The 21,209-nt window shown below is 72.6% G+C and carries 19 protein-coding genes; 7 read left to right on the top strand and 12 right to left on the bottom strand.

Annotated features, from left to right (window positions below; genetic code table 11):
• Nucleotides 1-7 precede the first annotated feature (7 nt).
• Nucleotides 8-2,299: a glycogen debranching protein GlgX gene (gene glgX, locus D3105_RS11245; protein WP_165891000.1), complete on the bottom strand. Its 2,292-nt coding sequence runs from the start codon at nucleotides 2,297-2,299 to the stop codon at nucleotides 8-10.
• Between the two features lie 153 nt (nucleotides 2,300-2,452).
• On the opposite strand from glgX, the gene D3105_RS11240 reads away from it, so the two are divergent.
• From D3105_RS11240 to D3105_RS11210, 7 genes are all read left to right on the top strand, one after another.
• On the top strand, nucleotides 2,453-3,694 hold the full coding sequence (locus D3105_RS11240; protein ID WP_118902880.1) for a L,D-transpeptidase: 1,242 nt from the start codon (nucleotides 2,453-2,455) through the stop codon (nucleotides 3,692-3,694).
• Between the two features lie 232 nt (nucleotides 3,695-3,926).
• A complete protein-coding gene (locus D3105_RS11235; RefSeq protein ID WP_118902877.1) occupies nucleotides 3,927-5,177 on the top strand; it encodes a L,D-transpeptidase in 1,251 nt (416 codons plus the stop codon).
• A 121-nt stretch (nucleotides 5,178-5,298) separates the two neighbouring features.
• Nucleotides 5,299-6,066, top strand: coding sequence for an enoyl-CoA hydratase/isomerase family protein (locus D3105_RS11230; protein WP_118902874.1), 768 nt, complete (start codon nucleotides 5,299-5,301; stop codon nucleotides 6,064-6,066).
• A gap of 297 nt (nucleotides 6,067-6,363) precedes the next feature.
• Nucleotides 6,364-6,879, top strand: a complete 516-nt coding sequence (locus tag D3105_RS11225; RefSeq protein WP_093443845.1) for an ATP-binding protein — start codon at nucleotides 6,364-6,366, stop codon at nucleotides 6,877-6,879.
• 394 nt (nucleotides 6,880-7,273) lie between these two features.
• Nucleotides 7,274-8,110: a polysaccharide deacetylase family protein gene (locus D3105_RS11220; protein ID WP_118902871.1), complete on the top strand. Its 837-nt coding sequence runs from the start codon at nucleotides 7,274-7,276 to the stop codon at nucleotides 8,108-8,110.
• Nucleotides 8,111-8,149: 39 nt separating this feature from the next.
• Nucleotides 8,150-8,365, top strand: a complete 216-nt coding sequence (locus D3105_RS11215) for an EF-hand domain-containing protein (protein WP_030580017.1) — start codon at nucleotides 8,150-8,152, stop codon at nucleotides 8,363-8,365.
• Nucleotides 8,366-8,506: 141 nt separating this feature from the next.
• Nucleotides 8,507-9,565 carry a CopD family protein gene (locus tag D3105_RS11210; RefSeq protein WP_118902868.1) on the top strand — a complete coding sequence of 353 codons (1,059 nt, stop codon included), beginning with the start codon at nucleotides 8,507-8,509 and terminating at the stop codon, nucleotides 9,563-9,565.
• Here the strand turns inward: D3105_RS11210 and D3105_RS11205 are convergent.
• The 11 genes from D3105_RS11205 to D3105_RS11155 form a co-directional block, all read right to left on the bottom strand.
• The gene (locus tag D3105_RS11205) at nucleotides 9,562-11,076 is read right to left on the bottom strand and encodes a carboxylesterase/lipase family protein (RefSeq protein WP_118902865.1); all 1,515 of its coding nucleotides are present in this window, start codon (nucleotides 11,074-11,076) and stop codon (nucleotides 9,562-9,564) included. The genes D3105_RS11210 and D3105_RS11205 overlap by 4 nt on opposite strands.
• A gap of 183 nt (nucleotides 11,077-11,259) precedes the next feature.
• The gene (locus D3105_RS11200; protein ID WP_412080899.1) at nucleotides 11,260-12,204 is read right to left on the bottom strand and encodes a terpene synthase family protein; all 945 of its coding nucleotides are present in this window, start codon (nucleotides 12,202-12,204) and stop codon (nucleotides 11,260-11,262) included.
• Between the two features lie 414 nt (nucleotides 12,205-12,618).
• The gene (locus D3105_RS11195) at nucleotides 12,619-13,917 is read right to left on the bottom strand and encodes an NADase-type glycan-binding domain-containing protein (RefSeq protein WP_118902939.1); all 1,299 of its coding nucleotides are present in this window, start codon (nucleotides 13,915-13,917) and stop codon (nucleotides 12,619-12,621) included.
• Nucleotides 13,918-13,921: 4 nt separating this feature from the next.
• Nucleotides 13,922-14,515, bottom strand: a complete 594-nt coding sequence (locus tag D3105_RS11190; protein WP_118902859.1) for a phage tail protein — start codon at nucleotides 14,513-14,515, stop codon at nucleotides 13,922-13,924.
• Complete coding sequence (locus D3105_RS11185; protein WP_118902856.1) at nucleotides 14,512-16,473, bottom strand: putative baseplate assembly protein; 1,962 nt, start codon at nucleotides 16,471-16,473, stop codon at nucleotides 14,512-14,514. Before D3105_RS11185 ends, D3105_RS11190 begins: the two co-directional genes overlap by 4 nt.
• Entirely contained in the window at nucleotides 16,473-16,931 is a 459-nt protein-coding gene (locus tag D3105_RS11180; RefSeq protein WP_118902852.1) for a GPW/gp25 family protein, read from the bottom strand. The genes D3105_RS11185 and D3105_RS11180 overlap by 1 nt, the downstream gene beginning before the upstream one ends.
• Nucleotides 16,928-17,245: a PAAR domain-containing protein gene (locus D3105_RS11175; protein WP_032783774.1), complete on the bottom strand. Its 318-nt coding sequence runs from the start codon at nucleotides 17,243-17,245 to the stop codon at nucleotides 16,928-16,930. The genes D3105_RS11180 and D3105_RS11175 overlap by 4 nt, the downstream gene beginning before the upstream one ends.
• Nucleotides 17,246-17,301: 56 nt before the next feature.
• Nucleotides 17,302-19,086: a VgrG-related protein gene (locus tag D3105_RS11170; protein ID WP_118902849.1), complete on the bottom strand. Its 1,785-nt coding sequence runs from the start codon at nucleotides 19,084-19,086 to the stop codon at nucleotides 17,302-17,304.
• Complete coding sequence (locus D3105_RS11165) at nucleotides 19,083-19,805, bottom strand: LysM peptidoglycan-binding domain-containing protein (protein ID WP_118902846.1); 723 nt, start codon at nucleotides 19,803-19,805, stop codon at nucleotides 19,083-19,085. The genes D3105_RS11170 and D3105_RS11165 overlap by 4 nt, the downstream gene beginning before the upstream one ends.
• 55 nt (nucleotides 19,806-19,860) lie before the next feature.
• Nucleotides 19,861-20,286, bottom strand: coding sequence for a phage tail protein (locus D3105_RS11160; protein WP_006127700.1), 426 nt, complete (start codon nucleotides 20,284-20,286; stop codon nucleotides 19,861-19,863).
• A 65-nt stretch (nucleotides 20,287-20,351) separates the two neighbouring features.
• On the bottom strand, nucleotides 20,352-20,765 hold the full coding sequence (locus D3105_RS11155; RefSeq protein WP_240646868.1) for a hypothetical protein: 414 nt from the start codon (nucleotides 20,763-20,765) through the stop codon (nucleotides 20,352-20,354).
• Between the last annotated feature and the right edge of the window lie 444 nt (nucleotides 20,766-21,209).

Below are 21,209 nucleotides of genomic sequence, written 5' to 3'. Positions count from 1 at the left end.
CACCCCGTTACTCCACCACCCGCAGCAGCAGCACCGAACGGGCCGGCACCGTCAGCTCCGTACCGCCGTCCAGCAGCGTGCCCGGAGCCTCCGCCTGCTCCTCCCGGGAGGTGTCCAGGACCAGTTCGTACGTGTCTCCCCACGGCGCTCCGGGGAGGGCGAAGGACGTCGGCTCCGCGCCCGCGTGCAGGACGGCCAGGAAGCTGTCGTCGGTCACCGGCTCGCCCCACGCGTCCCGCCCCGGGATGTCCCGCCCGGAGAGGTAGAGCCCGAGCGTGGCGGCGGGCGCGTACCAGTCGCCCTCGGTCATCTCCCGGCCGTCCCGGGCGAACCACGCCAGATCCCGCAGCCCGTCCGGGGCCTGCGCCCGGCCGGAGAAGAACGCGCGGCGCCGCAGCACCGGATGGGTCCGGCGCAGGGTCAGCACCCGGGCCGTCAACGCGGTCAGCTCGCGCCACTGCGGCTGGTCGAGCAGCGACCAGTCGACCCAGCCTGTCTCGTTGTCCTGACAGTAGGCGTTGTTGTTCCCGCCCTGCGTCCGGCCCATCTCGTCGCCCGCCACCAGCATCGGCACCCCGGTGGACAGCAGCAGCGTGGTCAGCAGATTGCGGAGCTGGCGGCGGCGCAGCGCGTTGATCTCCGGATCGTCGCTCTCGCCCTCCGTCCCGCAGTTCCACGCCCGGTTGTCGTTCGTCCCGTCCCGGTTGCCCTCCCCGTTCGCCTCGTTGTGCTTCTGCTCGTAGGAGACCAGGTCGCGCAGGGTGAAGCCGTCGTGCGCGGTGACGAAGTTGACCGAGGCGTACGGGCGGCGTCCGCCCCAGGCGTACAGGTCGCTGGAGCCGGTCAGCCGGTAGCCGAGATCCCGTACGTCGGGGAGGGCGCCGCGCCAGAAGTCCCGTACGGCGTCGCGGTAGCGGTCGTTCCACTCGGTCCACAGGGGCGGGAAGGCCCCCACCTGGTAGCCGCCGTTGCCGACGTCCCACGGCTCGGCGATCAGTTTCACCCGGCGCAGCACCGGGTCCTGGGCGATCACCGCGAGGAACGGGGAGAGCATGTCCACGTCGTGCATCGAGCGGGCCAGCGCCGCCGCAAGGTCGAAGCGGAAGCCGTCGACGCCCATCTCGGTGACCCAGTAGCGCAGCGAGTCGGTGATGAGCCGCAGCACCTGGGGCTGCACGACGTGCAGGGTGTTGCCGCAGCCGGTGTAGTCCGCGTAGCGGCGGGGGTCGCCCTCCAGGCGGTAGTAGCCGCGGTTGTCGATGCCGCGCAGCGACAGCATCGGCCCCAGTTCACCCGCCTCCGCGGTGTGGTTGTAGACGACGTCGAGGATCACCTCGATCCCGGCGTCGTGCAGCGCGCGCACCATCCGCTTGAACTCGCCGACCTGCTGGCCGGCGGTGCCGGAGGCGGAGTAGTCGGCGTGCGGGGCGAAGTAGCCGATGGAGTTGTAGCCCCAGTGGTTGTGCAGCCCGCGCCGCAGCAGATGGTCCTCGTGGGCGAACTGGTGCACCGGCAGTAGTTCGACGGCGGTCACCCCGAGCCGGGTGAGGTGCTCGATCGCCGCCGGATGCGCCAGACCGGCGTACGTGCCGCGCAGCTCGGGCGGGATGTCGGGGTGCAGCTTGGTGAAGCCGCGTACGTGCAGCTCGTAGATGACCGAGTCGGCCCACGGGGTCTTGGGCCGCCGGTCCTCCACCCAGTCGTCGTCATCGTGGACGACCACGCCCTTGGGGACGTACGCGGCCGAGTCCCGGTCGTCGCGCACGGTGTCGGCGACATGCTGGTCCGGCCAGTCCCGGACGTGCCCGTAGACCTCGGGCGGCAGGGTGAAGGTCCCGTCGACCGCACGGGCGTACGGGTCGAGCAGCAGCTTCGCCGCGTTCCAGCGGGCCCCCGTCCACGGGTCCCAACGGCCGTGCACCCGGTAGCCGTAACGCTGACCGGGGCGTACGCCGGGGACGAAGCCGTGCCAGATCTCATGGGTCAGCTCGGTCAGCGGACAGCGCGTCTCGACGCCCCGCTCGTCGAACAGACACAGCTCGACCGCCTCGGCCCCGCCCGCCCACAGCGCGAAGTTCGTCCCCGCCACCCCGTCCGGGCCGACCCGGAAGCGGGCCCCCAGCGGCATCGGAGCCCCGGGCCACACGGCGGGGGCCGGGGTCGCGGCCCGTACGGCTTCGGCGTGCTCGGTGCGCTGCACCTCCACGATCTCCGCGCGGACGGCGGCCACCGTCCCCGGATCCTGCACCGCCTCCCGCTCGGGACCCTGTACTGCCTCCTGCTCGGCTGCGCTCGACACCGTGTAGCCTCCCGCGGCTCGTAGGACGGGCACCTACGAAGGGGCGCGCGACGTCCCGGCCGCGGCCCCTTCCAGGTAGTCCTCCCCTCTGTTCTGCCCACCGGGCGGCCCGCACTCACGTTTCCCCCGACCGGCCCTGGTCGTTGGGGGAGCGTGAACCACACAGCGAAGAGCGCACGCGCCTCCTCGGCCGCCGTGCTGACCTGGGCAGGACTGCTGACCGTGCTGGCCCTGCTGACCGGCTGCACCGACACCCGGGAGGCCCTGCTCAACGGCAAGGCACGGTCCCCCGGCGACGTGATCAGCGTCTTCCCCGAGAACGGGGCGAAGGACGTCGACGAGGAGACCCGGATCGCGGTGAAGGTCCCCGACGGGCGGCTGGAGAGCGTGAAGGTCATGCGGATCGAGGACGCGCAGCAGCAGACGGTCGCCGGGCGCATCGCCGAGGACGGACGCTCCTGGGCCCCGGAGCCCAAGGTGGCCCGGCTCGCCCTTGCCGCGAAGTACAGCATCGACGCGGTGGCCGTGGACGCACGGGGCCGGCGCTCCGCCCGGCACGCCACGTTCACCACGCTCGTGCCCGAGCACCGCTTCATCGGATACTTCAAACCGGAGAACCGGTCCACCGTGGGCACCGGCATGATCGTTTCCTTTGCCTTCAACCGCCCGATCGCCGACCGGGCCGCGGTGGAGAAGGCCATCCGGGTGACGTCCGATCCGGTGGTGGAGGTCGCCGGCCACTGGTTCGGCAAGGACCGGCTCGACTTCCGCCCGAAGACGTACTGGAAGCCCGGCACCGAGGTCACCGTCGACATCGGGCTGCGCGACGTCGAGGGTGCCCCGGGCGTCTACGGCAGCCAGGACAAGACCGTCGTCTTCACCGTCGGCCGCCACCAGATCTCCCGGGTCGACGCGGAGGCCAAGACCATGGAGGTCCGCCGGGACGGCGAACTCGTCAGTACGGTCCCGATCACCGCGGGGGCCCCGAAGACCACCACGTACAACGGGAAGATGGTGGTCACCGAGATGCACGAGGTGACCCGGATGAACGGGGCGACCGTCGGCTTCACGGACAAGGAGGGCAAGGGCGAGTACGACATCAAGGACGTCCCGCACGCGATCCGGCTCACCACCTCCGGCACTTTCCTGCACGGCAACTACTGGGCCGACGAGTCCGTCTTCGGCGAGCGGAACGTCAGCCACGGCTGCATCGGGCTGCGCGACGCCAAGGGCGGCGGTGGCTCCACCCCCGGCGGCTGGTTCTTCGACCGGACCCTCATCGGCGACGTGGTCGAGGTCGTCAACTCCAAGGACAAGAAGGTCGCCCCGGACAACGGGCTCAGCGGCTGGAACATGACCTGGAAGAAGTGGACGGCGGGCTCGGCCCTCCGCTGAGACCACGGCACCGGCGGGTCCGGATTCCGGCCCCGGCCGCTTCGCCCCCGGCACCCCGCGCCACCTGCACCGCTCCCAGCGATCCGGCCGGACCGGTTGGGACGGAACGGTGACATTCCGGAGGGAGTTCACCGCGCCCGCGATGTGATTATCTTGCGACGGGCGTGCAGGTGTAGCGCGCGGGGGTGCGGGCCATGGCGGGAGCCGGGCCGTGCGAGGGGAGACGACCACAGTGAACGGGCAGCCGATATCGGGGGCATCGGCCGGGGCGAGCGGGAAGCGGCGCGGCGGACCGGGGCTTCTGGCCCTGGTTCTGGGGGCACTGCTGGTGCTGGTGACGGCGTGCGGAGGCGGCGGCAGCGCCGACGCGGGGGACAAGAAGGGGCCGGCGGGCGGCACGAAGAAGGAGGACACGACCGCCTCGCAGGCGGTCGTGACCATCGCGCCCAAGGACGGGGCGGAGTCCGTGGCGACCAGCGGCGCCCTGAAGATCGGCGCCGAGCAGGGCAAGCTGACCACGGTGAAGGTCGCCGACCCCAAGGGCAACGAGGTCGAGGGCGAGATCTCCGCCGACGGCGCGAGCTGGACGCCCGAGCGCCACCTCGCCGCCTCCACCAAGTACACGGTGCACGCGGTCGCCAAGGACTCCGAGGGCCGTGAGTCGGCGAAGGACACCACCTTCACCACGCTCGTCCCGGCGAACACCTTCATCGGCCACTACACGCCCGAGGACGGCTCCACCGTCGGCGTCGGCATGCCGGTCTCCATCAACTTCACCCGTGGCATCACCGACCCGGACGCGGTGGAGAAGGGCATCAAGGTGACGGCCGAACCGGCCGTCGAGATCGAGGGCCACTGGTTCGGCAACGACCGCCTCGACTTCCGTCCCGAGAAGTACTGGAAGCCGGGCACCAAGGTGACCGTCGAGCTCAACCTCGACGGCGTCGAGGGCCGGCCGGGCGTCTACGGCAAGCAGGCAAAGACGGTGAAGTTCACCATCGGCCGCAGCCAGGTCTCCACCGTCGACGCGAGCAGCAAGCGGATGAAGGTGGTCCGCGACGGCAAGCAGATCAAGGACATCCCGATCTCCGCGGGCGCCCCGGCGACGACCACGTACAACGGTCAGATGGTCATCAGCGAGAAGCTCAAGGTGACCCGGATGAACGGCGACACCGTCGGCTTCGGCGGCGAGTACGACATCAAGGACGTCCCGCACGCCATGCGGCTGTCCACCTCGGGCACCTTCCTGCACGGCAACTACTGGGGCGCGTCCTCGATCTTCGGCAACACCAACACCAGCCACGGCTGTGTCGGTCTGCGCGATGTGCGCGGCGGCTACGACAACCAGACGCCGGCGGCGTGGTTCTACAACAAGTCGATGATCGGCGACGTGGTCATCGTGAAGAACTCCAAGGACAAGCAGATCGCTCCGGACAACGGCCTCAACGGCTGGAACATGGACTGGGAGGAGTGGAAGAAGTAACGCTCTCCCGCTCCCGTACGACCCGGCGGGCCCGGTGCTGTGACAGTCATGCCTAGAGGTTAGGGCGTGTCCGGCGGTCATGACCGGGTCCACGACGCCGGACACGCCCTAACCTCTAGGCATGACTGTGACCTTCGAAGTACGCGACGGCGTCGGCACCATCCAGCTCGACCGGCCGCCCATGAACGCCCTGGACGTCGCGATCCAGGACCGGCTGCGGGAGCTGGCCGAGGAGGCGACCCGGCGCGAGGACGTTCGCGCCGTGATCCTCTACGGCGGCGAGAAGGTGTTCGCGGCGGGCGCGGACATCAAGGAGATGCAGGCGATGGACCACACCGCGATGGTCCTCCGCTCCAAGGGCCTCCAGGACGCCTTCACCGCCGTCGCCCGCATCCCCAAGCCGGTCGTCGCCGCCGTCACCGGCTACGCGCTCGGCGGCGGCTGCGAACTTGCACTCTGCGCCGACTTCCGGATCGCCGCCGACAACGCCAAGCTCGGCCAGCCGGAGATCCTCCTCGGCCTGATCCCCGGCGCCGGCGGCACCCAGCGCCTCGCCCGCCTGATCGGCCCCTCCCGCGCCAAGGACCTGATCTTCACCGGTCGCATGGTCAAGGCGGAGGAGGCCCTGACCCTGGGCCTGGTCGACCGCGTGGTCCCGGCCGCCGAGGTCTACGACCAGGCCCACGCGTGGGCCTCGAAGCTGGCCAAGGGCCCCGCGCTGGCACTGCGCGCGGCCAAGGAGTCGATCGACGCCGGGCTGGAGACGGACATCGACACCGGACTCACCATCGAGCGGAACTGGTTCTCGGGTCTGTTCGCCACGGAGGACCGCGAGCGGGGGATGCGCAGCTTCGTGGAGGAGGGGCCGGGGAAGGCGACGTTCCTCTGATCCGTAGTCAGATGACCGGTGATCCGTAGTCAGGTCGGGGCCGCCGATAGTCGGGTCGGGTGGGCCCCGCGCGCGGGGTTCACCAATCAGGGCGGATTATCCGGGCCTTAAGGCAACCTTAAGGCCCGGTGCCGTCGTCGTTCGGGGCGTGCGCGTCGGGTGGGGTGTCGTCGCAGCTCAGGTGGGTCGTTCGCGGGGTTGGATTGCCATGGGCATATGCCGAAAGCCTTCCGTGAACCCCGTCGGTCCGGGGTGCGGATTCCGAAGGAACGGCCCCGGAAGGCGATCCGTGCGGCCATGATGGTGGGCATGGCGGGCCTGGAGGGTGTGGAGCAGCCGCGACCGCGCAGCAGCGCGACGGCGGCACGCAGTTCGTCGATCATGGATGACGAACAGGCGTTCAAGGCGCTGGAGTTGTTCGGAAATCCGACCGAGGGGGAGGTCCGGCTGCCGTCCCGCCCGGAGTCGGCGGCGACGGCCCGTCGGCTCACCTCCTGCGTCGTGCTCCGCCAGTGGGCCCTCTCGCCGCAGACCGCGGAGTACGCGGTGCTCCTGGTCTCCGAGCTCGTCGGCAACGCCGTGCGCCACACCGGGGCCCGGGTCTTCGGGTTACGCATGGTGCGCCGCCGGGGGTGGATCCGCATCGAGGTGCGTGACCCCTCGCGCGGGCTGCCGTGTCTGATGCCGGTGCGCGAGATGGACGTCAGCGGCCGCGGGCTCTTCCTCGTCGACAAGCTCTCCGACCGCTGGGGCGTGGACCTGCTGCCGCGCGGCAAGACCACCTGGTTCGAGATGCGGATCTCCGACCGCTGATACGCGGAGCCTCGCGCCGAAACGCAGAAGCCCCCGGTCGGCCGTGGTGCGGCGCTGCGGGGGCTTCTGACGGGGGCCGTGAAATGGGGGGTGTGTTCACGGCCGCTCAGGACGACCTGGCCCGGGTCAATGGGGGTCGTGGCTCCGACTATGGCAGACGGGCGACCCCGGTGCCAAAGCGACTTGTCGGAATATTTAAGGAACAAACGGGCAACTCTCGGTTGAATCGCAGGTGTGCTCGGTCACTTGCCTGGTTTTCCATGCATTTTTATGGCAGCGCTTGAATGATTCATTGATCATCTGCTGAACTGCGCAATCGTCCCATTTCGGTCAGTCCGCACCTACTGTGTCCCCCGGGAATCGGTCGTACCCGTGGAACGTGAGGTGGTCGGGCATGGACGGACGCAGGGCTCCGATGGGCCGCCGCGACGTGCTGGGGGTGGGGGCTGCCGGGGCGCTGGCCGCTGCCCTTTCCGCAGGCTGCGCACGCAGCGGTGCATTCGGTCGAGCCGCCGCCCCCGGGCCCGGCGCCCCGGGTGCCACCGGCTCCGCCGCCCCGGCCACCGCACCCGCCGCCGCCCCGCGCCGCTTCCCCGGGGCGCCCTTCCGGATCGCCCACGGCCCCCGCGACCGGCCCCGCATCGCCCTCACCTTCGACGGGCGGGGCGACCCGGACCTCGCCCGCACCGCGCTCGCCCGGTGCGAACGGGCCGGGGCGCGCGTCACCGTCCTCGCGGTCGGGACCTGGCTCGCCGAGCACCCCGGACTGGCCCGCCGGATCCTCGACGGGGGCCATGAGATCGGCAACCACACCGAGCGCCACCTCGACCTCGCGGCCCTGGACGAGCGCGCCGCGTACGAGGAGATCGCCGCCTGCGCCCGGCGGCTGCGCCGGCTCACCGGGTCCATCGGCGCCTGGTTCCGGCCCTCGCCCACCGCGTACGCCTCCCCGCTCGTCCAGCGCCTCGCCCGGCGGGCCGGCTACCCCCATGTCCTCGGCTGCGACGTGGAGTCGCGCGACCACGCGGCCACCCGGGTCGCCGCCGTCACCCGGAAGGTGGCCGGGGAGCTGCGCAACGGATCGGTGGTGGAGCTGAGTCTCGGCCGCCCGGTCACCGTCGAGGCGCTGCCGCTGCTCCTCGCCGAGATCGGCCGCCGCGGGCTGCACGCGGTGACGGCCACGGATCTGCTGGACCGACCGGCCGCCGGAGTCACCCGGACGGCCGGATAATCTGACCCCTGACATTCGGCATCACGAAGGGGCGGAACAGTGGCGGACATCGAGTCGGCGCGCACGGTATTCGAGAGGTTCGACGCGAACGGCGACGGCCTCATCACGGCCAACGAGTACAAGAGCGCGATGGCCCAGCTGGGCGACCCCTTCGTCACCGAGACGGTGGCGCAGGCGATCATCAACGCACACGACGGCAACGGCGACGGCCTGCTCACCTTCGACGAGTTCTGGGCCGCACAGAACAAGGCCTGAGCAACGTAGAGCCTCATCCGTTGCGGCGGTCGGTCCCGCGCCGTCGGGGGCCGGCCGCCGCCGCGTACGTCCGGAAGCACCCCTCCTGCCCGCCGTGCGCGGCTTGCTGTGGCTTTGTCCACCGACGAGGATCGAGCCGTGATGTTCTCCGGACCTCCGGCCGACCCGGCCACGCCGACGATGCCGGCGAGCAGCGTGCCCAGCGCCGTGCCGCTCGTCGGCGAGACAGGTGCGATACCCGAGGGAGCGTCCCTGGCGACGGCACCCCGCCGCTCGTGGACGGCCCTTCTCCTGCTCGGCGCGGCGGGACTCCTCGCCCTCCTCATCGCGCTGTTCGGGCCCGGCCTCATGGCGCGCGGCACCGGTGAACTCCGGATACCCGGCGCGGGGCTCACCACCGTGCTCCGCACCGTCCTGTTCGCCGCGCTCGCCGTCCATCTGGGCGAACTGCTCGCCCCGCAGCTCATCCGGCCCGTCCGGGGCCGACCCCGTACCGCCGTACGGAGCTGGGCGGTGTTCGCCTCGCTCGCCGGGGCCGCCGCCGCGGCCGGGCAGATCGTCCGGCTCGCCGCCGTCAGCGACCTCGGGATCACCGAGACCTACGGCACCCGCGAGGGCGGCCTGCTCCTCCTCATCGCCAACGGCCTGGTCGTCGCCGCCCTCTGCGCCGCGAGCAGACGCCCGGCCCTCGCGCTCGCCCCGCTCGCCGTCGTCATCGGCGCGGAGGCCCTGCGCGCCCACCCGGAGGCGTACAGCCCGGAGTTCGGCGCCGCCCTCACCGTCGTCCATCTGACGGCCGCCTCGCTGTGGACCGGCGGCCTGCTGTACGTCCTGCGCACCATGTGGCTCTGGCGCGGCTCACCCGTCGCGGCCCGCGCCCTGCTCGGCCGGTACGCACGCCTGGCGATCTGGCTGTACGTCGCCCTCGCCGCCACCGGGACCGCCTCGATGCTGCGCCGGTTGCCGCTGGACGTGGTGTTCACCTCCGCCTACGGACGCACCCTGCTGCTCAAGCTGGCGCTGATGGCCGTCGTCAGCGTGCTGGCCCTGGCGGCGCGGCGGCGGATGCTCCGGGACACCGACCCGTCGGTCGCACACCGGCTGGCCCGCCGCGAACAGGTCGTGCTGGGCCTGGTCGTGGTGGTCTCGGCGGTCCTCACCGTGGTCCCCGATCCCCACTGGATCTCGCTCACCCCCTAGGCGCTCCGGTACGGCTCCCAGCTCCGCAGCTCGTCGTCGCGCGGGGCCAGGACCACGGCCGGACCGGCCGGGCCGAGGCCCTGGGTGAAGAACCCCACCGGCCGCCGCGCGTCCCAGGACGGCCACCCCGGGTCCCCGCCCGTCGCGAAGTCCACCCACGCCCGGTGCATCGCGTCCGCCAGCTCCTGCGGGGCGTCCGGGCCGGTCAGGGCCTGCGTGTCGGGGTGGGCGAGCGTGTCGAAGACGAAGCCCAGTTCCAGCGCGTGGCAGGCGCCGAGCCGCTGTACGGGGGTGGCCCAGCCGAACTCGTACACGTACGTGGCGCCGGGCGCGTCCGTCCGGGCGTCGGCCAGCCGGTTGAGGGGGACCCGCAGCAGCAGGTCCGTCGCGAGCGCGCCGAGGATCTCACCCGGGGTGGCGTCCGGGCGGTTGGCGCGGTAGGCGCGGGCGGTGGCGTTCGGCACCCGGAACTTCAGCAGTGCCAGCCGCAGCTTCAGCCGGCTGATCTTCTCGGTCAGGCCGCCGGGCACGAACCAGAGCCGGTACTCCTCGGTGTTCGTCCCCAGCAGCAGGTCCACCTCCGCGGACGCGCCCGCCTCCAGCGCCGCCACCGGGTCCTGGGGCAGCAGGTCGCCGTCGATGACCAGCTGGAAGGAGTGGCGGCCGGTCAGCGGGTTGCCGCCGCTGGTGACCTCGGTCTGCGCGGTCAGCAGCGCCTCCGGGTCCACGGCGGCCAGCGCGGCGGCCGTCGCGGGCACCCCGAGCCTCCGCGCGATCAGCTCGGTCGTCCCGCGCGCCGCGTCCGGGGGCAGCGCGGCGGGCGCCCCGCTCTGGAGCACCGCCCGACGGAAGAGCCCCTCCGACCGGGGCGCGGCCAGCAGCCCGGCGATGGAGATCGCGCCCGCCGACTCCCCGGCCACCGTCACCCGGCCCGGGTCGCCGCCGAACGCCGCGATGTTGTCGCGCACCCACTCCAGGGCGGCCAGCTGGTCCAGCAGGCCCCGGTTGGCGGGCGCGTCCGGGAGGACGCCGAAGCCCTCGACGCCCAGGCGGTAGTTGACGGAGACGAGGATCACCCCGTCCCGTGCGAACGCGGACCCGTCGTACACCGGCACCGCCGAGGAGCCGTGCACCAGCGAGCCGCCGTGGATCCACACGAGGACGGGCAGCCCGGCGGCCCGGTCCGGCCGCGGCGAGGGCGTCCACACATTGAGGTTCAGCCAGTCGTCGCCCGGCACCGCCGGGTCCGGCAGCAGCCGGTCCAGCGGCGGGGCGTAGGGCCGCTTCGGGGCGGTCGGCCCGTACGCCACGGCCTCCCGCACCCCCGTCCACGGCTCCGGCGGCTCGGGCGCGCGGAACCTCAGCGCGCCCACCGGCGCAGCCGCGTACGGGATGCCGCGGAAGACCGCGACGCCCCGCTCCACCGCCCCGCGCACGGTGCCGTGCACGGTCGTCACCTGCGGGGCGCCCGCCACGCTGTCGTGGGGAGCCCCCGCCACGATGTCGGTCATGGTGCCTGCCGATCCCTTTCGCCGGGCGGCCCTGCGTGCCGAAGGCCACGGCACGGATGTATGCCTGCCCCGAAGCGGTGGCCCGCGACACCCCCCAGGCGGCTGATCGACCGGTGAGCGTCCAGGTCGGCCCGTACCCGGGGCCGGGAATCCCCCGGGCCCGGGTACGGGCGATCCGACCGCTCAGGCCGCGAAGTACTGGGACAGCGAGTCCCGTTCGTCCAGCTCCACCAGGTCCGGACGGGTGTAGCGCTCGGCGCGCGCGTGGTAGTCGAAGTCGCCCCGTACGAGACCCCGGTAGTCCTGGACGCAGCGCTCCAGGGCAGCCCGGGTCGGGCCGGTGATGCCCGCCGCCTCGATCTCCTCGATCAGTTCCTTTTCCGCCCGCTGAACCCGCTCGGCTATCCGGGCCAGTTGGATCCCGGCCTCGTCCACGGCTTCCTGGAGGGTGCATCCCCGGTCGCGCTGAATGAGGCGTACGGCGTTGTGCTCGTAGCCGAGAGCGGCTTCCTTCTCGAAGGAGCAGATGTCATTGCAGAGCCCGGAATGATCGGTGACCGCGTTCCGCAGGGCGATATACGCGGGCAGGCTCCGGGCGGATTCCGGGAGATCGATATCCGCGGTGATCTCGTGCAGGCAGAGGAAAGGCTGCATGGCGACCGAATCCCGCCGGTGCTTGGCGAATTCGGACCGGCTCGGGACCTGTCCGGCGGCCCGCTCGACGGCCTCGGCGTAGTACGTCCACAGCCAGGCGGCGGTGTCCCGCCGGAACTGCCGGTTCCACTGCGGCGACCGCCCGGGGCAGGTGCGGTCCCGCAGCCCGGCGAGCGCCCGCTCCATGGGGCCGTTCGGCGCGGCCCCGTCGAGGACGTCCACCAGGCGGGTGATCGCCTTCTCGCACATCAGCGGATTGCGTCCGGCGGGCCCGTCGTCGAACTCGTCGTCCACCAGGAAGGCCCAGAAGAGCCATTGACAGAACAGGTCGAGATGGTCCTGCGAGGCCTTCGGGAAGATGAGGGATATCCACAGTTCCGGACGGGTCCGGATCATTTTCTTCCGGGCCGGTACGGACAGGTCGAGTCCCTCGGATTCGGCCCATCCCCAGGCGGCCTCACGGGTTTTCGCCAAGCCTGGGTGGCATCCAGCACTCTGGAACGGCATATGAAACGCCGGTAACGTGATCTGGCTCATTGCTGCCCCTCGTCTGATGAATACGGCGGACGATGTGAACGGCACATTCCGGGTGATCGAGCAGGGGACGGGCCCGTCGGGAAGCGGCTGCCGGGAGCCTCGGAGACCGGGCGGCGGAGCGGCGTCGCGAGGCGGGAGGGCTGGCCAATCGCTGTCCTCCTTCCTCCGCGGGAGCCGCGGCGCCCGGGCAGGGCCGGTGAGCCGGTGGGCGGGCGCGTCACCATGTGTAGTGCCCAGTCAACCCCGTGTGGGGGCGCCGAGGGAAGCCATCTGTGACCGAAATTGTTTGATCGTCAATAACTCTCTGATCGCTACTGAGGCGTTGGTGCACTTCTGGGGCGGCGGCCCGGTTCAGGTACGCCGGAAGAACTCGACCTCGCCGACCGCGACCGGGCGCCCCTCGCCCTGGCCGGTCGCCTCCCGCAGCACCAGCTCGACGGAGCGGACGTCGCTGATGCCCATCCGTACCGTCTGCTTGCCGGGCTTGTCGTTGAAGGTCACCGCCTTCTTGTGGACCTCGCCGTCCTTCGTGGTGACGAGCAGGTCCGCCCGGGTCGGCCGCGCGCCCCGCCGGAACTCCTGCGGCTCCTTCGACACCCCGGTGTGCACCACGATGCCGACCAGCCGGAACGGCGCCCCGAACGAGCAGGTCAGCGAAGCGCCGAGCGCGGGTGCGCCCCAGTACTTGTTCGTCAGACCGTCGATCGCCGCGCTCCCGGGGTGACCGGGGGCCGCCGCGCTCGCGGTCACCCCGGTGGGGCTGATCTCCGCCGTGCCGCCGAGCTTGTCCCGGACGTCCTCGAAGGCGTACCGCCCCAGCGGGAAGAACAGGAAGCCCGCGAGCACCAGGCCGGCCACGGCCAGCACCAGCAGGGTCCGCCGCAGCGCCCGGCCCGAACCGCCGCGCACGCGGCGGCGGAACGGCCACACCGTGCGCCACCACGGCAGGGCGGCGGGCTGTTCCCGGACCTGGAGGGGAGCGGCGCACCGCCGGCAGAACTTCCGCCCGGCCAGGTTCGGCGTACCGCACGCCGGGCAGGGCGGCCCGTCCGGAGCCTCGTCCGCCGCCACCGGCCGCACGAGGGGCCGCCGGGCCACGGGCCGCGCGGGCTGCACGGCCCCTACGGGCTCGTCCGCGTCGGACGCGTTCCCGGGCCCGCTTGTCGTCGCGGAGGCCGGGACTCCGGGGCGTACGGGGGCGGGCGCGGGCCGTACGGGAGGCGTCGGGGGTACGGGAGGAGCCGACCGGGGCGCCTTCGGCGGCTCCGGCGGTTGTTCGGGGCGCGCCGGAGTTGCCGGGCGCGCGGTGGTGGGCGGTGCCTGGGGCGGCGCAGGCCTGGCCTCCGGCACCTGGGTGTCCGCTCCGGCTTCCGGCTTCGCCCCCGGCTCGGGAGCGGGTTCCGGCTCGTCGGTCCGCGCCGGCTCGGGCTCGGAGGCGGAGGAGGGCCGTGGCTCCGGCGCGGGAGCCTCGGTTTCGGCCACCGGCTTCGCCGGCGGCTCGTGGGCGGGATCCGGGACCACCTCCGGCTCCGGCTCCGGCGTGCGGCCTCGTCGTACGGGCTCCGAGGACCAGCCCAGGTAGGCGCCGCAGTTGCCGCAGAAGTCGTCGCTCTCGCCGTTGGCCGTACCGCACGCCGGGCACGAACGCATCACGTCAGCCTCCAGTCTGTTCAGGCGCGTTGGGTGCTTCGGATGCACCGGGCGGGCCCGGCAGGACCTCCACCCGGCAGGTCAGGTGGACCGGGCACGCGGCGGTGGCGACCTCCAGCACACGATGGGCGTCCACCGTGTCGTCCGCGCGCACCGGCCGGACCCGCACCAGGAGTTCACCCGTCGGCGGCGGTGGGAGGGCGGCTCCCGGCTCGGCCGACCAGGTGGCGCCCCCGCCGTCCCGGACCTCCGCGTGCACCCCGCAGCACAGCCGCAGCCGCTCGACGAGACCCCGCCGGGTGCCGCGCCACCGGTGCAGCTCGACGGCGCGGGCGACGACCGCCCGGCGCAGCTCCACCGGCCACGCCGGATCGGCCTCCACGCCCACCCAGGACGCCAGCCACGGCAGGAAGTCGGCCGGGGCGAGGGCCGGGTCGACGTACGCGGGAAGGTTGTCCAGCGTCGACAGGACCGGGGCCAGCACCGTGTCCAGGCCCGCCGTGAACCGCTGGGCCAGGTCGTCGTCCGCGTACAGGGCGGGCAGCAGCTCACCGATCGGGTAGCGACTGGGCAGCCCGGGTACCGCCGCCCGGGTCATACGACCTCACCGGCCCCGCTCGCGGTGACCACGACCTGGTGCTGGTGCGAGAAGACCAGGGCCCCCGGTGCCAGTTCGACCCGGTCCACCGCCGCCCCGCGCCTGCCCGTGATCGGGTCCGCCGGGAACAGCCGGACGTCCTCCACGAGCCCCGCCCCCTCCACGCTCTGGAGCACGGCGAAGACCTCCCCGTACTGCACGGGCCTGCCGAACGGCCACCCCCGCCCGTCCGCCCCGCCCCGCAGCGGGTCGATATGCCGGAACAGCGCCTCCAGAGCCTCGGCCCGCACCCGGTCCACATCACCGGGCGCGGCCACCAGCCGGGCGACGACCGTGACGCCCTGGTAGGCGGGCGGTTCGACGATCAACCGGGTTCCGACCAGGCGCCGTTCGTCGAGCCGTTCCGTCACCGCCGAGAGCACCGCGTCCGAGGGGATCAGCTGCTCGAACCGCACCTGCCCGTCCTCGTCGGCCACCGCGTCCGGCACCACCAGCACCCGTACCGCACCGGCCTCGCCCGGCACGGCAGGCAGGCACCGCACCCGGCGCAGGGACGGCGCGGCCTCCCGGGCGATCAGCTCGTAGTCCTCGGCCGTCACCGCCCGCTCCTGCACCCGCAGGATGTTGGGCGCGCGGACCTTCGCGTTCTCGACGGTCTCCCCGTCGACTCCGCCGGTCGCCGCCTCGCGGTTGTCGACGCCCGCGACGTAGGGCACCGAACTGCGCAGCACGGAGATCGCGCCCCGGGCGACGTTCCCGGCCGATCCGCCGCCCGTGCGGTAGCGCGGGATGCGGAGCTGGGCGCCCTTCCCGGGCACCGCCCCGTACGCGCGCATCGTGCCGTCGGGATCCCGTACCTCCGGCGGGAACGCGAACTCCCCGGCGACCGCGTCGACCCGGACGTGCCGGTCACCGGGGCCGGACGCGCCGAAGTGCTCGACCGGGGTCCAGATCTCCCAGCCCTCGTCCGTCGCCACCTGGACGACCGGCGGGTCCCCGTCCAGCAGCAGCGGCGCCCGGCTCACCGTGAACCGCTGCCCGGCGACGCCCTCCGACACCCCGAGGGGCACGTCGAGGACGGTCTCCGCGTGCTCGGCCGCCGTCGTGCCTCCGACCGTGAACACCTCGGCCTCCCGGATCGTCGGCGACTCCGAGTAGAACGGCTGGCCCGGCTCCGGGGCGGTCACCCGGCAGCGCAGCCACCCCGCCCGGGTCCCCGCCACGACGGACGCCGTGTGCCCGGCAGGGACGAACACCACCACCTCGCCGGGCCGGTTGAGGCCACCGGTGGAGTCGGTGCCGGTCGCGCAGGCCACCCAGCGGGCCCCGTCCCACGCCTCCCAGACCAGCGGGGGCTGCCGCGGGTCGACGCCCACGCCCTCCACCCGGCTGTCCAGCCGGACAGCGACGATGCACCGGGGCACGGCCGTCGGCAGCCCGAACAGCAGGGCGTCACCGGGCTCCGGGCGGGCCTGGAAGCACGGGATGTCCTTGCCCGCTCCCAGCGGCGCCGTCCGGTCCGTCCGGTCACCCGACACCGGCGCGGTCACCAGCCGTTCCAGCGAACTCGGCACGATCGGCAGGTCCTCGGAGGTGGAGAACACCACCGGCTCCTCGGCCTCACCGCGCGCGGTGGCCACCTCCGTACCGGCGGGCAGGTGCACGGTCTCCGGCTGCGGAGCGGAGAGCCAGAAGTCGATCTCGGCCCGCGCCACGGCCGGCGGGAACAGCGTCACGCCGAGGAGATCGAGGAAGGCCGCGTAGTTCTTGTCGGGCACCCGGTTCAGCCGGTACAGCAACTGGTCGACCATGTACGCGAACGTCTCGATCAGCGTGACCCCGGGGTCCGACACATTGTGGTCGGTCCACTCGGGGGAGCGCTGCTGGACGAACCGCTTGGCCTCGTCGACGAGTTGCTGGAAGCGCCGGTCGTCCAGGTTGGGGGAGGGCAGGGCCATCAGAGCCTCCCCGCTTCCGGAGCGGTGTCCGCGGCCGAGCCCCCGGACGAGGGGATCGTGTAGAAGGGGAAGACCAGGTTGCGCAGGTCGTTGGTGGCCCGCACGGTGTAGTGCACGTCGATGTAGAGCGTGCCCTCCTCGACGGCGTCGAAGGCGACCACCACATCCGTCACCTCGATCCGCGGCTCCCACCGCTCCAGCGAGGTGCGGACCTCCTGCGCGATCCGCCCGGCGGTCGCCCCGTCCCCGGGCGCGAAGACGTACTCGTGGATGCCGCAGCCGAACTCGGGACGCATCGGCCGCTCGCCCGGCGCGGTGCCGAGGATCAGCCCGATGGCCTCCTCGATCTCCTTGTCCCGTTCGACCAGGGCGATCCCGCCCGTCGGCCCCGTCCGCAGCGGGAAGCCCCAGCCGCGCCCGATGAATCCGCCGCGTCCGGCGTATCCGTCGCCGCTCACATCGGGCCCCCGATCAGGACGTTGAACGCACCGCTGATGATGGGCGCCCCGCAGGTGGTCTTGTCGCCCATGCGGGCGGCGGGCAGCCCGCCGATCAGCACCGCGCCGCCGATCGCGGCGGCCGGATTGGGCATGATCACGTTGCCGGGGCCGAGCGCCGCGTGCGGGGGGACGACGCACCCGTGCAGGCTTCCGGTGACGGCCGCGGGCCGGCCGCCGATGAGCACGGTGGCCACGGCCACCGCGCCCGGGGGCGGGGTGCCGATGAGACCGCCGTGGGCGGTGCTGTCGCCCGTGCGGGCTGCGGGGGGCATGGCCGGGGTTCTCCTTGCTGTGAAAGGGACTTCGGGGATGGGGAGTGCGCGGGCGGTCAGTTGATCCTGATGAGCTTGGCCTTGAGGACGGCGAGCAGTCCGCCGTCGACCGTGACCCCCGTCTTGCCGTTGACGGTCACCGAGCGGCCCTTGATGTTCACGTCACCCGTGGTGCCCGCGTCGAGGGTGATGCCCGATGCGGACAGCGTCACGGAACTCAACTTCTGTGCACCGCCACGCGCTTTGACGGTCAGCGTGATCTCGCCCTTCTTCTCGTCGAGGACCACGTCCAGCCGCTTGTCGCCGGTGGCGATCCGTACCCCGGCCGGACCGCGCGGGGCGTCCAGCAGCTCCAGCCGGTTCCCCGAACGGGAGACCAGGGAGCGGCGGTTGACCTTCCCACTGGTCGGGTCGACGAGGGGGACGTCGTGCGGGGAGGGCTTGTCGACCCCGTTGTAGAGCCCGCCGAGCACGTACGGGCTGTCCAGCAGCCCCTGCTCGAACCCGACCAGCACCTCGTCGTTGACCTCGGGGCTGAACACCCCGCCGCCGCCCTGGCCGCCCCACTGCACGGTGCGCACCCAGTCGGTGACGTACGTGTCGTCGAGCCAGGGGAACTTCAGCCGCACCCATCCGCGTTGGCCCTTGCCCTCCTCACGGATGTCGGTGACCACCCCGATCGCCAGACCCGGCATGCGAGGACCGCGCGAGGGAGCGTTCGCGCCGGCGGTCAGCCCCGAGAGCGACCGGTCCGGCGAGGCGCTGACGATCACCGTCGTGCGGTAGCCGGTGTCCGGTTCCAGGACGTGGTGCGCGGCGGTGGCGGTGTAGCGGCCGGAGAACGCGGGCCCCACGTTGCCCAGTGCCACCGGCATGCCCGCCCGCAGCTGCGGATTCCCGTACGCCACCGCCTCGACCTCGCCGAACCCGGCGCTGACGGAAGCGGCGAGCGCCCCGGCCACGGCCCGGGTCTCCGCCTGGGTGCGGTACGGGGTGTCGGCGACCGTCGTCCGGGAGCCGCCCGAGCCGAAGATCTTCGCCGCCTCCGACGGGCTCATCCCCGGGGCGACGGTGTCGCTGCGCACGGACTGCTGCCGGGCCACCAGCCGGGTCTTGGTGTCGACGTTCCAGCCGCGCACCTCCACGCTGTCCGACCCGTCGGCCCCGGTCAGCACCGCGCGCAGGGCCAGCAGATTGTTCCCGTACTCCAGGACCATCGGGTCGCGCGTGGCGGACGTCGATGGGGAGGGGGCCGAGGAGGCCGGGTCCGGCTTGGTGAACTGCAACCGGCCCTTGTCGTCGACCCGTACGGTGGCCCCGCTCTCGGCCGCGAGGTGCTGGAGGAACTCCCAGTCCGACACGTTCGGCTGGGTCAGCTGCTTGTACGTGACCGGAGCGGCCTCGATCCGCCCGACCGCCAGACCTGCCCCGGCGGCGACCTTGCGGACGATGTCCGCCGTCTTCATGTTCCGGTACGCCATCACCTTCCGGCCGCGCTGGAGCCGGTGCGCCTTGGAGAACGCCCGGACGACGGTGAACGATCCGGTGGTGTCCGTGTCCAGCTCGACCGCGGTGACCTCCCCGGTGAACAGCCGCTCGCGCCCCCGGTCCTTCACGGTCACCACCGAGATGATCAGCGGGGTGCCCATGCTGATACCGGTCTTGGTGAGGAAGGTGTGGTCGGGGTCCCGGTACATCAGGACGGCGGTGTCCGGCAGGCCCACGTTCTCGTCGACGACACAGCTCACCAGCTGGGTGGCCCAGGCGGCGGGCAGCTCGGCCGGCGCCTCGACGATCGGATCGGCGGCGAACGAGCGGCCGGGCGCTTCCTTCCCGCTCACCGGCCCCCCTCCGCCGACCGGTCTTCCCGCCCGGGCACCAGCAGTTCCCGGCCGGGCGTCAACGTCATAGGGTCGTCGATGTCGTTGGCGTACGCGATGGTGCGCCACGCGGTGGCGTCGCCGTACTCCCGCCAGGCCAACAGCGGCAGGCTGTCCCCGGCGACCACCCGGTGGGTGCGCCGAGCCTCCTTCGAACCCGAGGTGGGGTTCTGGCCCGCCGGATCGACGCTCGCCTCCTCGATCGAGAGAGAACAGGTGGCGCGCAGCGGCTTACCGTCGACGTCGAACAGGGTGTAGGAGACGGAGAGGTTGGAGAGCACCCCGTCGAACGAGGTCGTCTTCGACGTTCCCCAGTCGAACCGCACCCAGGGGCTGGCGGGCGTCTTGCGGGCCAGACTGCTGGGGGTGGGGACACAGGCGGTCATCAACTGCTCCACCGCCTTCTCCACGGAGTTGTCGTGGGTGGCGGTCGCGTCGAGGAACACCTCCAGCGACAGGGCCCGGGGCCCGCTGCCGACGAACTCGGGCAGCGCGGACTGCCCGGCCATCCGGGACGGGGTACGCCGCCACTCGGTGCTCTTGCTGAGCGACAGCTTCGCGGGGTTGAACTGCAACGTGAGGCGGGCGAGCGTGCCGCCGGGCTTGGCGCCGACGGCGGACGGCGGCTCCATGATGGTGAGTTGGGCACGAGCCCGGCTCGCACGGAGAGCGGGTGACATTGCGTTCCTCCTTCCTACGTCCTGGTTCTGGTCCTGAGGGATGCGCGGCCTTCTCTCAGGAGGGCTCCAGACCCTCGTGTGCGATCTCCAACGTCTCGATCGCCGCTTGGGAGTTGGCCGGATCGAAGGACGGGCCCTGCCAGCGCACCGGCACGATCCCGTGGACCTGCCAGCTGATGATCCGGCTGAGGTCGGGGCGCAGCGCCACGATCTCGCCGTCCTTGGGCTCGACCCGCTGGATCGTCTCGTTCAGCCAGCGCGCGATCTTGAGGGTGTCGGTGGTCACCGGGCGGGTCAGCGTGATGTTCGTCCAGGTGATCCGCCCCGGCAGCTGCCAGGTGAACCCGTTGTTGCCGCCCTCGGCGTACGTCTCCATCTCCACCTCGGCGCCCAGGCCCGAGCAGGTGTGGAACGCGCCCAGGTCGCTGCCGCCGATCGCGAGCTTGAAGAACACGCTCGTCGCGAAGATGTTGTCGGTCATGCGTCTCTCGTCTTCTCTGCGGTCTGTCGTACGGAGCGGGGGCATCGGTGCCTGTGCCGGTGCCGTCAGCGGCGGCCGTCGTGCAGCCGCCCGCTGCGTTCCCGGCCCCGGCGCAGATCGGCGCGGATGAGCCGGCTCACGGGGTCGAGGAGCCGCCGGGCCAGCTCCTCGATCTCCGTTCCGCTGAGCCGGTTCGCCGGAGGAGCGTCGGAGGCGTCGGCGTGGCCGGTGACCGCCCCCGCCGCCCCGGCTGCGGGCTTCGCCGGGGCGGCCTGCACGGGCACCCCGGTGATCCCGGCGTTCGCCGCCGCACGTTGGACGGCCTGGGCCCTGGTCTCCGGGCGGACCGGTCCGGCGCTCTGCGCGGGTGCGCGGGGTGGCACGCGTACGGAGGGGCGCGGCGGCTCGCCGGAAGCGGCACCGCCCACGGTGACCGGCCCGGTGGCCGGCGGACCGGCGCTGTCGGGCACGACCGGCATCGCCTGCCGCTGTACGGGTACGGGGACGGCGTCCGTCGACCGGGGTGCGGCGGGCGGATGAGGCCGGACGACGGGGGGCGCGGCCGGCCCGGAGCGTTGAACCCGTCGCTGGAGCACGCCACCGGTGGACGGCCCGCGCCCGGGGACGGTCGCCGCGGAGCGGCGGCCCGTGGTTCCCGGTCCGCCACCGGCGCGTGCGTCGGCAGACCCCGGCTGCGCCGCGTCGCGCCGCCAGGTGGCCGCCACGACCGGGCGGGGCGAGCTGCCGCCCGTCGTCGCCGGGGGTCCTGAAAACCCTTCGCCGGAACCGGTGTTGATGCCCAGTGGGCGGTCGGGGAGCAGGGTGCGTGCTCGCTGGATCCTGGGGGAGAGCGTGGACGTGGTGGTGGGCGCTGCACCCGTCGCCGTACGGTCCCGGGGGAGGGGCCGGATGCGTACCGGGGG

The sequence above is a fragment of the Streptomyces globisporus genome (assembly GCF_003501885.1).
Classification (GTDB): Bacteria; Actinomycetota; Actinomycetes; order Streptomycetales; family Streptomycetaceae; genus Streptomyces; species Streptomyces globisporus_D.
Note: the sequence above shows the minus strand (reverse complement) of the source record. Positions and strands in the feature narration are given on the sequence as shown.

Excerpts from the sequence above, each read along its gene's own strand:
- D3105_RS11230 (WP_118902874.1), top strand. The coding sequence starts at position 5,299 with ATGACTGTGACCTTCGAAGTACGCGACGGCGTCGGCACCATCCAGCTC.
- D3105_RS11185 (WP_118902856.1), bottom strand. The coding sequence starts at position 16,473 with ATGGCCCTGCCCTCCCCCAACCTGGACGACCGGCGCTTCCAGCAACTC.
- D3105_RS11165 (WP_118902846.1), bottom strand. The coding sequence starts at position 19,805 with ATGTCACCCGCTCTCCGTGCGAGCCGGGCTCGTGCCCAACTCACCATC.
- D3105_RS11195 (WP_118902939.1), bottom strand. The coding sequence starts at position 13,917 with ATGCGTTCGTGCCCGGCGTGCGGTACGGCCAACGGCGAGAGCGACGAC.
- D3105_RS11220 (WP_118902871.1), top strand. The coding sequence starts at position 7,274 with ATGGACGGACGCAGGGCTCCGATGGGCCGCCGCGACGTGCTGGGGGTG.
- D3105_RS11155 (WP_240646868.1), bottom strand. The coding sequence starts at position 20,765 with ATGCCGGTCGTGCCCGACAGCGCCGGTCCGCCGGCCACCGGGCCGGTC.
- D3105_RS11210 (WP_118902868.1), top strand. The coding sequence starts at position 8,507 with ATGTTCTCCGGACCTCCGGCCGACCCGGCCACGCCGACGATGCCGGCG.
- D3105_RS11175 (WP_032783774.1), bottom strand. The coding sequence starts at position 17,245 with ATGCCCCCCGCAGCCCGCACGGGCGACAGCACCGCCCACGGCGGTCTC.
- D3105_RS11160 (WP_006127700.1), bottom strand. The coding sequence starts at position 20,286 with ATGACCGACAACATCTTCGCGACGAGCGTGTTCTTCAAGCTCGCGATC.
- D3105_RS11225 (WP_093443845.1), top strand. The coding sequence starts at position 6,364 with ATGATGGTGGGCATGGCGGGCCTGGAGGGTGTGGAGCAGCCGCGACCG.
- D3105_RS11205 (WP_118902865.1), bottom strand. The coding sequence starts at position 11,076 with ATGACCGACATCGTGGCGGGGGCTCCCCACGACAGCGTGGCGGGCGCC.
- D3105_RS11190 (WP_118902859.1), bottom strand. The coding sequence starts at position 14,515 with ATGACCCGGGCGGCGGTACCCGGGCTGCCCAGTCGCTACCCGATCGGT.